Here is a 13,397-nt window from a genome sequence, read left to right on the forward strand (position 1 = left end):
ATTATTTTACCCCCATAGCTTTTTTACAAAAATCTACTGTCTGCTGTGCATCTTTACAAACTAAATCTGCACCCATATATTTCCCTGCATTTTCATCTACAGGACCACCTCCAACTAGAATCTTTAAATCTTTTCTAAGTCCTGCATCTTCTATTTCTTTTATACATTGTTTTACATTATCAAAGCAAGTAGTCAAAAGACATGAAATTCCTATTACCTTAGGCTTATATTGTTTTATAGCTTCAATATATTTTGCTGTAGGTACATCAACACCTAAATCCTTTACATCAAAGCCGTTACTCTTCATTACAGTAGTTACTATATTTTTTCCTATATCGTGTATATCATCATAAATAGTTCCCATTACAAATATGCCGTTATTTGGTCCTGAAGCTTCTCCCAATCCTCCAATAATTTCAGAAGCTTCATTAAACACTTCAGCTGACATAATGAGTTCGGATAAAAAATATTCCTTTTTTTCAAATCTGTTTCCTACAATTCCCATTCCCTCTTGCAAATCTGCTATAATTTCTAATACTGGTGTTCCACTTTCTTTTTGTGCCTTTACTTCTGCTAAAACAACGTCTTCATCTAAGTCCGCCATTGCATCAATTAATTTTTTACTCATTTTCATATCCTCCCTTTAATACAAAATAAGAATTTGTGTTAATTTGTACTAATGTTAGAATATCATATATATTGTGGAAATTCAGCACACATAATGACTGAATTTGATACATTTATTTATACACTGTGAATACTTTTATTACACATTATTTTAGTCAAAAAAATATGCAATTCACACTTTACTGTGTAAATTGCAATTACATTTAAACCTATTTAGTTTTTGAAGTTTCTGTTAATGTTTGAGCACTTGCTGTAATCTCTTCTAATGTGGCATTCATCTCTTGAGTAGAGGCAGCTTGTCCTTCAGAAATGGATTGTGCTTCACTTATTACGTTAAAAATATTTCTAATATATTTATTTGTCTCTGACAAAGATTTGAAACTTTTTCTGATGATTGGTTGATTAATTGAGCTAAATTTTTTATCATAACAATGAGTTCATTTAGAATAAAGATTCTAATCATAACAGTTATATATACCTTCTTCTCTTTTCCTTCTTGCATTATTACTTATATAAGATCCCTCTACTACATTTTTATAACCCTTCTTTATAACTATACTCTTAATATAGTCTACATGTGGACATCTATCAGAATGATGACTATCATGTACCATACAAGATGCTAAATGAACTACAACTTCATTTTTGCTAATATCAGTTTTTTTATTTAATTTCTTAGAGAATTGCTCTAATTTAGCTGCAACTCCTTTTCCACTGCATCCACCACAAGTAAAAGAAATATATCTTGTGGCATCATCATAATCTTTAAAAACTCCATCCTTATTATAAAAAGCATTTGTACATGCAAATCCACTGCACCTTCTTTGTGCAATATCACATTGAATGATAACAACATATTTAGTATTCATACTTATTCCCCCTTTTTTTAATTATAATTCTAACCTGCTATAATAAAAAAGTATCAGTTTTAACATATTTTATGGTATCAGTTATTGGAGGGCATAAAAAGGCACTGAATATTATTCCTCATTAAAAAGGTCCTAATGAAATAAGATTCAGTGCTTTTTAACATTCTTACCTGGAGATAAGAATAAGCATTAGATATGAAGAGCAGCCTGGAACGCCTGGTTAACAGCTGTGCCGATTGTACCAACTTCCTGACAGTCACCAACTATATAAACATTGGTTTCAGGAGCACAGTGGCGAAGTTTTTCTACAGTATCTGTTCTCGAACGCATTCCCATAGCAAGCAGTACCGTATCTGCTTCATACATAGCAGTTTTTCCAGTTTCAATATTATCACAGATAACCTCAGTATCACAAATTTCTTTAAGGCGATTCAAGTATTTTACAGGAATACCTTTGTCTTTAAGTATAGTCTGAAATTCCTTAGCACTTGTGCCTGAACTTTTTATCAGCTTGGAAAAGCTCTTTTTTTGATCTTCCATTTCGATAACGATTACATCTTTCCCTTCATCATGAAATTCAATTGCAGCTTCAATACCAACAGCACCGGCACCTACAATAACAATTTTGTCTCCAACAAGACTTTTGTCAGATTCAGCATCGATGGCCCAGTGTACATGCTTTTTATTAATTCCGGGAATACTCAAAGGAATGATAGGATCCGAACCAACTGCAATTATAATTGCATCATAATTTTGGGCATCAAGCATATCCTGTGTTGCATCTGTATTAAATAAAATTTTTGCACCTGTAGCTTGGCACTGTGCAGCTGTGTGCTTAAGCCATTTTAAATAATCCTGACAATCAACTTTAAACGGAGGAAGTGCAGCTCCTTGTACATTACCACCAAGTGAACCTGATTTTTCATAAAGAGTTACATTGTGTCCACGGTCAAGTAATGTCTGCATTGTCTGGATTCCACCAGGGCCTCCTCCTATTACAGCAACTTTCTTCTTAATAGGCGCCTTCGGAACAACACCATCTCTAAGTTCACTTGTCATTCCTGAAATAGGGTTAACAGCGCAATATATTGGTTTGGGAATAAAAAGATGTTTTGTACAAGTATCACAGCGTAAACATGGACGCCTGTCTTCAGGGCGGTTTTCAGCATACTTTCTAGGCATATCAGGATCTGCCATAAGTGGACGACACATAGCAACGAAATCAGCCCATCCATTAGAAATGATTTTTTCAGCATCTTCAATACTTGTAATAGAGCCTACTGTAGTTACAAGAAGATCAGGATAAGCCTTCTTTACATCCCGTGCAAAATGAACATTAAAGCAGCGATCCATCATATAGTTTTGGCACCAGTTACGGTAATATTTCATATTGAAGTCACTGTGAAGTCCAGCAGAAACGTGAAGAATATCAATATGATCTTTTAATAATCCGATAAGTTCAAGTGTTTCTTTAAAATGCATACCTTCTTCTGCAATTTCATCAGCAGAAATACGAAATTCGATTACGAAGTCCTCACCGACTTTTCTGCGGATAGCATCACATACTTCAATAGCAAAACGTGCCCTGTTCTCAATTGAACCGCCATATTCATCTGTTCTATGATTATAAAGCGGGCTAGTAAACTGTGAAATAAGGTTACCATGTCCACCATGGACAAGACAGATATCCATTCCTGCTCTTTTCATACGCGCAGCAGCATTGGCGTATTTTTCAACAGTTTGTACAATTTTTTCATGTGTCATTTCAATTGCAGGGATAGGATCTCTTCCAAGTGCTGCAGAACGTGTAGCTTCACTTGAAGAAATATTCGATGATGAACTGTAAGGAGCGTGGCCTACAGTTTCAAAAGCCGTATTTTCACCATTGTGATTAATCTCCAAAGAAGCATGGCAACCATATTGTTTGCCCATATCAGCATATAAAGTTAACGGAAAAATGCATCTATCATCCTTAAGATCAAGTTGAAAAGCCTCATCTTTAGATTCTGTAATATCAATAGAGCAGTTGCCGACATACAATGTGCATACCCCACCACGTGCAAACATACGGAACCAGTCTACAAATTCCGGTGTAACTAGGCCATCAGTGCTGGCAAGATTAGGAGATGGTGGTGCAAGAACAATACGGTTTTTAAAATCTATTCCTCTTATTTTAATAGGTGAGAATACATGTTCAAATTTTGATCTCATTTCATTCATCCTTTCTGTTTTAAATTTTGGTATTTCATGTTTTTATATGGTATCAATATTTAACCAACTATATTTTAATAATAAGCTAATTCATTTTAAGTTTAAAGACACATTATGAATAGATTTTATATGCCATAATGTACACTATGCACACTAAAAAAAGTATTTAACACATAAAATAGTGAATTTTACGTGTTAAATACTTATATCATACGCATTTCTATAATATATTTGACAGAGCTATCAATATTCCAATCTTAGCATGGTCAAAAGTAAGTCCGCCTTGCAGATAACCTATATAAGGCTCTCTTATAGGTGCATCTGCAGACAACTCTATAGAAGCTCCCTGTATGAAAGCTCCAGCAGCCATTATGACCTGATCTGAATATCCGGGCATATCCCAAGGTTCACACTGGGCAAAAGAATCTACAGGAGATCCCTTTTGAATTCCGCGACAGAAATTTATAAGCTTTTCCTTGTCGTTAAACTTAATAGACTGTATTATATCACTTCTTTTATCCGTATATTTAGGAAGTACTTCAAATCCTGCAAGTTCCATTATTCTAGAACAGAATATAGCTCCCTTTAGTGCTTCTATGGCAACGTGAGGTGCAAAAAATAAACCTTCATATAAAAGCCTCATAACTCCAAAAGTAGAACCACATTCGCCACCTATTCCAGGTACAGTTAGTCTGTAAGATGCTTTTGCAACGCAGTCCCTCTTTCCTGCTATATATCCACCAGTTGGTGCTATTCCACCACCTATGTTTTTTATAAGTGAACCTGCTACTAAATCAGCTCCTACATCTGTAGGTTCTATGGTATCTATGAATTCACCATAACAATTGTCTACAAAGCATATTACATTAGGGTTTATACCTTTAACAAAATCTATAATTTCTTTGATTTCAGATATAAGAAGAGATTTTCTCCAGCCATAACCTGTAGATCTCTGAATATGTACTAATTTTATTGTATGATTATTTTCAAGATGTTTTTTTATGTCCTCAAAATTTATTTTGTTATCATCAGTTAAATTTACCTGTTCATAATTTACTCCATATTCTTTAAGAGAACCCGAACCCTTGTTTTCTATGCCAATTACTTCATGAAGGGTGTCATAGGGATCACCACATACTGAAAGCATAGTATCTCCAGGGCGTAAGTTTCCAAAAAGTGCACAGCCAAGAGCATGAGTTCCATTTACAAAATGAGGCCTTACAAGGGCACTTTCTGAATTGAATATTCTAGCATAGACTTTGTCCAATGAATCTCTACCTATATCTCCATATCCATATCCAGATGAATTTGTAAAATGGGATTCGCTTATTCCCTCTTCTTGCAGTGCATTTAAAACTTTTAATTGATTGAATTCCCTTATTTCATCATAGTATTGAAATTGGTCTTTCACATCATTTAAAGCTCTTTCGTATAAATCAATTACCTTATCGCTTATTTTATATTTATCTTTAAGTACTTTTTTTGTTATATTTAGCAAAAATATTACCTCCTAAATGTATGTACTAAATGTCATATTAACATATAAAAAAGGAATAGACAAATGTCCATTCCCCCTATAGCTCATTTCCTGAAAAGTTGTTAAATAAAATGCATTTTATAGGTGTCATAGTTGAAATCGCATGTTTATATACCATCATTTGTTTACCATCACAATCCATTATAACAGTAAAGTTGTCAAAACCCTTTACATTTCCTTTAATTTGAAATCCATTTGTTAAGTATATAGTAACTGGAATTTTATTTTTCCTTGCCCCATTTAAAAATATGTCCTGTAAGTTATTAGCTGTTTTACTCATAGTTCTCACCCTCCGTAACTTTTATTTATATTCATACAATATAATGAATTTAAATTTTCATTATATTAAAGACGTTTATTATATGTTCTACAATGTCTTCGTCACAACTAAAATTATCCTTATTTATCCAAATTGCCCTTTTATCTTTTCTAAACCAGGTTAACTGCCTTTTAGCATAATTCCGGCTTCCCTTTTTTACTAAGTAGATTGCTTCATCTAAGGTAGAATTTCCATTTAAATAATCTAAAATTTCCTTATAGCCTATACCCTTCATGGATTGCATATCAGGAGTATATCCCATGGATTTTAATCTTCTAACTTCATCTATAAGGCCATTTTCCATCATTAAATCTACCCTCTTATTTATTCTATCATATAATTTAGCCCGATCCATAGTGAGTACAAAATAATATATGTTATAAGGTATGTCATATAAATTAGTATTTGCATTGTACTCACTTATAGTTTTTCCTGTGAGTTTATACACTTCCAGGGCACGTATAACTCTTTTTAAGTCATTTGGATATAATCTTTTGTAAGAATCTATGTCTACCTCTTTCAAAAGGGAATGTACGTATTCCTTCCCTTTTTCTTCTGCTAAATTTCCCAAGTATTCTCTATAACTTTTGTCTGTTTTTGCATCTGTAAAATTGTAATTTAAAATGAGAGAATTTATATAAAGTCCAGTACCACCTACTATCATAGGAAGTTTATCTTTTTTACATATTTCATCTATTGCATTTTCAGCTAAGACTTTGTACTCAGATACGTTGAAATTCTTATCTGGTTCAATAAAATCTATTAAGTGATGGGTAATGCCCTGCATTTCATCTTCTGTAACTTTAGCAGAACCTATATCCATATACTTGTATATTTGCATGGAATCTGCAGATATTATTTCACCGTTTAATTTTTTAGCAAGTTCTATAGATATATTGGTTTTCCCAACTGCAGTTGGTCCCGAAAGTATAAATAAGTTTTTCATGTCTCTCCTCATTGTATTCTTTTGAATTTTTTCTCCAGGTCATTTAATGTAAGTTTTATTATAGTGGGCCTTCCGTGGGGACAGTTAAATGGGTCATCTATAAAGCGCAGCTCTTCAATTAAATGATTCATTTCTATTTCTGAAATGCTAGCATTTGCCTTTATGGCGGCTTTACAGGCAAGAGTTGCAAGTGAAAGGTATTTAACTTCCCAGGTATCGCCTGATCCCATGTTTTTTAAATTATCTAATATATCCATAAATAAGTTTTTCATATCGGGTTTTCCAAGTATCATAGGTACTTCTCTTATACTTATTGTATTATTTCCAAATAATTCTACATTAAAACCAGTTTTTTTAAATAAATCTCTATTTTCTATAAAACAATTATAATCTTTAATTGTAAGTTCCATTATTACAGGAGTTATTAAAACTTGAGATAATACCATTCCTTTTTGTATACTCTTTTTATATTTTTCAAAGAGAATTTTTTCATGGGCTGCATGCTGGTCTATCATATAAAGATTACTGCTATCTTCTGCTATTATATAAGTACTATGAAATTGTCCTATTATCCTAAGGGGCTGAAATTTAGCAACTCTAGGTTCTTCTTGTTTATTTTTAGATACTGCATTTTCCTTAGCAGTAAAAGATACTTTAGGTTCTTTTATAAATTCATTTTTATTTGAGTTTTCTTTACTTTTTTTAAATAAGCTAGATTCATTTTTTTCTATATAAATCCCCTCATTTGGAGATTTCAAATCTATTGGTATTTGAACTTCCTTAATTTCAGCTTGAGTTTCTTTGGGTTTTAAATCATCTTCCTTTAAATCAATGGTAAAGGAATCTTTTAAGCTTTCCCTTAAAGCTTCATGAATTGCATCAAATACAAATTTAAATACCATTCTGGAATCGCTGAATTTAACTTCCCATTTGGCTGGATGAACATTTACATCTACAAATTCGGGAAATATGTCTATGAACAATATAAAAAAAGGAAACTTATTTATGGTTAAGAATGATTTAAAAGCCTGCTCTGCAGCGGAAGTTATGGATTTATTTTTAACATACCTCTTATTTATGAATATACTTTGGTTATTTCTGCTTCCCCTGCTTATTTCGGAGTTACCTATGTATCCACAAATTGAGATAATATCGCTGTGCTTTTCCACAGGAATTATGTTTTCATATATATTTTTCCCATATACGCATCGTATAACATCCATCACTTTTCCTGTACCATAAGTTGTAAGAGCCTTTTTGCCATTTTTAAAAAATTTAAAGGATATATTCGGATTGGCAAGAGAAAGTCTTGTTACTATGTCCGATATACCTGCTGCTTCCCTACTTGGGGATTTTAAGAATTTTTTCCTGGCAGGTACATTGAAAAATAAATCCTCTACTAAAATTGTAGTCCCTTTGTTACAGCCAATTTCTTGAGTTTCCTTTAAGACTCCACCACTTATAATTATTTCATTTCCCACATCAAAGCCTTCTGCTTTACTTTTAAGTATGGTGTTTGATACGGAAGCTATACTGCATAGAGCCTCTCCACGAAATCCTAAAGTACTTATTTTATCTAAATCTTCTACAGTGCTTATTTTACTTGTGGCATGAGGCATAAAGGCTTTTTTTATATCCAAAGGGTGTATTCCCCATCCATCATCTATTATTTTTATGGACTTTTCTCCACCTTCTTCTATTTCTATAGTTATGTTCTTAGCTCCAGAGTCTATGCTGTTTTCAAGAAGTTCTTTTATTACAGATGAAGGACCTTCAACTACTTCTCCAGCGGCAATTTTATTTGAAGTATTTTCATCAAGTAAATTTATTCTTTTCATCATAATACATCATTCCTTATGACTAAGTTTTATCTTATGGACTTTGCTCTTCTTATTATATCATAAAGTTTATTAAATCCGTCCATAGGAGTCATGTTTAGTATATCTATATCCGTAATATCTTTTACTAAATTTGTCTTTTCTATATCTGAAAATCCTAATTGTCTGGTTGGTTCAAGCATAGGAGCTTTTTCTTTAATCATCTCCTCATTTTTGAGAGGAGCTTTTTTCTCATTTATTGAATACTCTGCATCTAGCGCAATTTCAGAACCAGCACATTTATTTTCTTTTAGCTTTTTACTTTCAAGGCTATTTAGTATTTCTCCTGCTCTTTTTAAAACTTCTTCTGGAAGCCCTGCAAGCTTTGCAACTTCTATACCATAGGATTGGTCGGCTCCTCCTCTTATAATTTTTCTCAAAAAAACTATATTATCCTCCATTTCTTTAACGGATACACAGTAATTTTTGACTCCATCTATCTTGCCTTCTAATTTAGTCAGTTCATGATAATGGGTGGCAAATAAGGTTTTACATTTTAGCTTGCTGTTTTTACATATATATTCTATTACCGACCAAGCTATGCTAAGACCGTCGTAAGTACTTGTTCCACGTCCTACTTCATCCAGTAAGATCAAACTTTTGTTAGTTGCATTTTTAAGTATGTTGGAAACCTCCCACATTTCCACCATGAAAGTACTCTTTCCTGATGCCAAATCATCTGATGCACCTATCCTTGTAAATATCTTATCACAAACAGATATGGAAGCATTTTTTGCTGGCACAAAGCTACCAATTTGGGCCATTATAACGATCAAAGCTATCTGTCTCATGTAGGTAGATTTGCCTGCCATATTAGGTCCTGTTATTAAAAGAAGTTGATTCTTACCAGTATCTATGTTTATGTCGTTTGATATAAATTCTCCAGAGTCAATCATCTTTTCTACTACAGGATGTCTACCTTCTTCTATAATTATGTTATCTGAATTTGTTATTTTAGGTTTACAATAATTATTTTCTATAGCAACTCTTGCAAGGGAGCTTAAGCAATCTACTTCTGAAATTATTTTAGCGGATTTTTGCATTCTATCTACTTCAATTTCTATTTTATCTCTTACTTCTATAAAAACACTATATTCTAGATTTATAAGTTTTTCTTCTGCACCTAATATTTTATCTTCCATTTCTTTTAATTCAGGAGTTATGTATCTTTCTGCATTTGTAAGAGTTTGTTTTCTTATATATCTACCTTCTGGTACAAGATTTAAATTGCTTTTAGTAACCTCAATATAATAACCAAATACTTTGTTATATCCTATTTTAAGAGATTTTATTTTAGTAACTTCCCTTTCTGAATTCTCAAGAGAAGCTATCCATTCCTTACCGTGAGCCTTTATTTCTTTAAGTTCATCTATGTCACTGTTATATCCTTTTTTTATAAGGTTACCTTCTTTTAAAGATATTGCAGGATTATCTAATATAGATTTATCTAAAAGTACATAAATGTCTTTTAGTTCATCTAAGTTTTCGTACATATCCTTCAATAATTTTGTGTGAAAGTTTGAAAGTATAGATTTTACTTCAGGTATTTTTTCTATAGAGTTTTTTAAAAAATTCAACTCTTTTGCATTTACACTTTTAGAAGATATTTTTCCAACTAATCTTTCAATATCATATATGTTTTTTAAAGCCTCTTTTAAATCTTCATGATAAGATATATTATTTGAAATTTCTTCTACAGAATCCAGTCTTTCTTCTATCTTGACCTTATTTATAAGGGGCTGTTCCAGCCATCTTCTAAGCTGTCTCCCTCCCATAGATGTATTTGTTTTATCTATAACCCAGAGGAGAGATCCCTTTTTATTATTTTCTCTTAAGCTTTCTGTAATTTCTAAATTTCTTCTGGAATTTCCATCTATAGTGAGATAATCTACTATATTATAATAGGAAAATTTATTTATATGAGATAGATCATTCTTTTGAGTTTCCCTTATATATTTCAGTAGGGAGCCACAGCATTTTATAATTTCATTACTATAATTTTCTCCTGTAAAATTTTCAAACTGATCCTCTAACATATTTTTAGTTTCGCCTGCAAAATAACTTTCATCTAATTTAGTGAATGAACCACTAAAAATATCCTTCATTTTATTCAATAGATCAATACTTATACTATCTTGAATCAGTATTTCACTTGGAGAGTATTTTGATATTTCATCTAAAATTGTAGATAAATTAAAAGGAGTGTCCGTACAATTGAACTCTCCAGTGGATACATCTGCAAAACACAGTGCAGAAATATTTGTCTGGGTATCTATGTACAAACACGCTATATAATTATTTTTATTTTCTTCTAAAAAAGTAGAGTCCGTGTAAGTTCCAGGAGTTACAACTTTAATTATGCCCCTTTTAACTATACCTTTTGCTAGAGCGGGATCTTCTAGTTGCTCACATATAGCTATCTTATATCCCTTGTTTATAAGCCTTCCTATATATGAATTTGCGGCATGATAGGGTATTCCACACATAGGAGCCCTTTCTTTTAAGCCGCAGTCTCTACCTGTAAGTACTAACTCAAGTTCTCTAGATGCTATTTTTGCATCTTCAAAAAACATTTCATAAAAATCACCTAATCTAAAAAACAGTATACAGTCTTTATAACTTTCTTTTACTTCCATATACTGCTGCATCATTGGAGTTAATGCCACTTTATTGTCCTCCTTGCTACTGTATTTCCTCACCTAAAAGTGAGAAAGAAGTTGCTTTTGTTATTTGTACTTTAACTAATTTACCTATATCTTTTTTGTTACCTTCAAAGTTTACCAGTTTACCTGATCTTGTTCTGCCTGTAAGTTTTGTATTATCATTTTTACTTGTACCTTCTACTAATATTTCTTCCGTTCTTCCCTCATAGTCCTTGTTTTTTCTAGCAGAGGATTCATTTATAACTTCAACAAGTCTATTAAACCTTTCATGTTTTATATCTTCTGGAATCTGATCTTCAAAATCATAAGCAGGAGTACCTTTCCTTTTTGAATATATAAAAGTAAATGCAGAATCATACTGTACTTCTCTTGCAAGATTTAATGTTTCTTCAAAATCCTCTTCTGTCTCACCTGGAAAACCAACTATTATATCTGTAGTAATAGCGGCATCTGGCACTTTTTCTCTTATCATTTTAACAAGATTTAGATACCCTTCCTTTGAGTAACTTCTGTTCATTTTTTTTAAAAGAGAAGTTGAACCCGATTGTACTGGAAGATGTATTTGCTCACATACTTTACTGCACTCAGCTACGGCATCTACTACATCTTCAGTTAAATCTTTAGGCTGGGATGTCATGAATCTAATTCTTTCAACACCATCTATAGAATTAATTCTCCTCAAGAGATCACTGAAACTTACTTTAGGTTCTAAAGTTTTACCATAGGAATTTACATTTTGTCCAAGGAGAGTTATTTCTTTATAACCTTTTGAAATCAATTCTTTTATTTCTTTTTCAATATCTTCAGGTTTTCTGCTTCTCTCTCTCCCTCGTACATAGGGAACTATGCAGTAGGTACAAAAATTATTACATCCATACGTTATTGTAACAAAGGCTTTTACATTACTTTCTCTGTCTATTGGAAGTCCTTCTACGATTCCGGATTCCTTGTCTTGTATTTCAATTACAGATGTATTTTCCTGCTGAACTCTATTTAAGTATTCAGGAAACTTATAGGCATTATGGGTTCCAAATATTATATCTACAAAAGGAAATCTTTTGATTATGTTTTTTGCCATGTCTTTTTGCTGCATCATACAACCACATATGGCTATTATGAGATTTGGATTTTTAATCTTTAGCTTTTTGAGCATTCCAAGATTTCCATATACTTTTAATTCTGCATTTTCTCTTACGCAGCAGGTATTGAATATTATTAAATCCGCAGAAGATCTATCTTCTGTTCTTTTATATCCTAATCTTTTTAACATGCCAGATAATTTTTCAGAATCCTCTTCATTCATCTGACAACCCCAGGTTTCTATAAAGAAATTTTTAGTTGCTTTTTCTACGTTATTTATCATGTATTATAACCTCCGATAGTCTTAGCTTTACACTGTATTATAACATAATAAGCAACTGAAAATAAACATAATTCATTTGAAGTATCTTTATTAAATTATTAATCCATTGAACTATCTCTAGGGTATTCATTTATTTAAACATTAAAAAAGAGCTTATTTAAGCTCTTTTTTAATGTTTTCAACCACATCTTTAAATGCCTGTTTTAATATATCATCCATTACTTTAAAATTAATATTAACTTCATCAGGTTGGCAGTCAATATAAGTGATTCTAATATCTTTAGAATCACCATTTATAGCGGTTCCTTTCATCAATACGTCTATCATATTTTTTTCTCTTTTAAATATTAGTTCATCGCTAAATATTTTAATTCTAGCAATAATGTCATTAGATTCATTTAATTCTATCTTAATGTCTCCATTAGAAATTTCACATATATTTTTTAAATTTTGTTGAAGAATATCAAAATATTCAATTATAAGCTTACTAGCTTGATTTATTCTATTCCTTAATTCTGTTTCATGGTCATATTTTTTATTAAGAGTGCGAACTAAATCATATAGAAAAACTTTTCCTGCTTCATTTGACATTTTAAACATCCCTTTCATTTTTATAATTTATTTTCAACATATATCAAATGCTTTATCATATATTTTTTCCTTTTATTTATCCACTGACATGTTCTGCTTAGTATAAAATCTAAATACAGCAGTGGCATAATTTCCGATGAGGCTTTTCATATTGCTATATCCATATATGTAGAAATTTTATTTAATCCTCATAATTTTTATTTTTTAATATATTATATGAATCCATTTATATTTCGCTTCCTGCTGGATTAAGAACTAAAAACTTAAAGGCACACTAAATTATCAAGAATATACTTTTACCAAATAGATTTTATATTCAGAATCATATAATAATAAAGTTTTTATTGAAAAAATCATTCAAAAACTATATTATTGTAATATAGCTATCTCTGCA

11 protein-coding genes are annotated in these 13,397 nt (G+C 31.6%); all 11 read right to left on the reverse strand.

The window, feature by feature from the left end; all coding sequences use genetic code 11:
* Nucleotide 1: 1 nt before the first annotated feature.
* The 11 genes from CLCOS_RS10010 to CLCOS_RS10055 all read right to left on the reverse strand — a co-directional run bounded on the left by CLCOS_RS10010 (nucleotide 2) and on the right by CLCOS_RS10055 (nucleotide 13,003).
* Entirely contained in the window at nucleotides 2-628 is a 627-nt protein-coding gene (locus CLCOS_RS10010) for a cobalamin B12-binding domain-containing protein (protein ID WP_063599893.1), read from the reverse strand.
* A 208-nt stretch (nucleotides 629-836) separates the two neighbouring features.
* Nucleotides 837-998, reverse strand: coding sequence for a hypothetical protein (locus CLCOS_RS22400; RefSeq protein WP_156496353.1), 162 nt, complete (start codon nucleotides 996-998; stop codon nucleotides 837-839).
* A gap of 84 nt (nucleotides 999-1,082) precedes the next feature.
* Nucleotides 1,083-1,496 carry a CGGC domain-containing protein gene (locus CLCOS_RS10015; RefSeq protein ID WP_063599892.1) on the reverse strand — a complete coding sequence of 138 codons (414 nt, stop codon included), beginning with the start codon at nucleotides 1,494-1,496 and terminating at the stop codon, nucleotides 1,083-1,085.
* A 189-nt stretch (nucleotides 1,497-1,685) separates the two neighbouring features.
* Entirely contained in the window at nucleotides 1,686-3,716 is a 2,031-nt protein-coding gene (locus CLCOS_RS10020; RefSeq protein ID WP_343217897.1) for an FAD-dependent oxidoreductase, read from the reverse strand.
* A gap of 211 nt (nucleotides 3,717-3,927) precedes the next feature.
* On the reverse strand, nucleotides 3,928-5,205 hold the full coding sequence (locus tag CLCOS_RS10025; RefSeq protein ID WP_063599890.1) for an aminotransferase class I/II-fold pyridoxal phosphate-dependent enzyme: 1,278 nt from the start codon (nucleotides 5,203-5,205) through the stop codon (nucleotides 3,928-3,930).
* A gap of 76 nt (nucleotides 5,206-5,281) precedes the next feature.
* Entirely contained in the window at nucleotides 5,282-5,524 is a 243-nt protein-coding gene (gene hfq / locus CLCOS_RS10030; RefSeq protein ID WP_013238771.1) for an RNA chaperone Hfq, read from the reverse strand.
* A 49-nt stretch (nucleotides 5,525-5,573) separates the two neighbouring features.
* Nucleotides 5,574-6,509, reverse strand: a complete 936-nt coding sequence (miaA, locus tag CLCOS_RS10035; RefSeq protein WP_013238772.1) for a tRNA (adenosine(37)-N6)-dimethylallyltransferase MiaA — start codon at nucleotides 6,507-6,509, stop codon at nucleotides 5,574-5,576.
* A gap of 8 nt (nucleotides 6,510-6,517) precedes the next feature.
* Nucleotides 6,518-8,347: a DNA mismatch repair endonuclease MutL gene (gene mutL, locus CLCOS_RS10040; protein WP_063600024.1), complete on the reverse strand. Its 1,830-nt coding sequence runs from the start codon at nucleotides 8,345-8,347 to the stop codon at nucleotides 6,518-6,520.
* A gap of 29 nt (nucleotides 8,348-8,376) precedes the next feature.
* Nucleotides 8,377-11,052 (reverse strand): DNA mismatch repair protein MutS, encoded by a 2,676-nt coding sequence (gene mutS, locus CLCOS_RS10045; RefSeq protein WP_063599889.1) that lies wholly within the window; start codon nucleotides 11,050-11,052, stop codon nucleotides 8,377-8,379.
* 16 nt (nucleotides 11,053-11,068) lie between these two features.
* Nucleotides 11,069-12,412 (reverse strand): tRNA (N6-isopentenyl adenosine(37)-C2)-methylthiotransferase MiaB, encoded by a 1,344-nt coding sequence (gene miaB, locus CLCOS_RS10050; protein WP_063599888.1) that lies wholly within the window; start codon nucleotides 12,410-12,412, stop codon nucleotides 11,069-11,071.
* A 153-nt stretch (nucleotides 12,413-12,565) separates the two neighbouring features.
* Complete coding sequence (locus CLCOS_RS10055) at nucleotides 12,566-13,003, reverse strand: hypothetical protein (RefSeq protein WP_013238776.1); 438 nt, start codon at nucleotides 13,001-13,003, stop codon at nucleotides 12,566-12,568.
* Nucleotides 13,004-13,397 lie beyond the last annotated feature (394 nt).

This window comes from Clostridium coskatii, assembly GCF_001675205.1.
GTDB lineage: Bacteria > Bacillota > Clostridia > Clostridiales > Clostridiaceae > Clostridium_B > Clostridium_B ljungdahlii.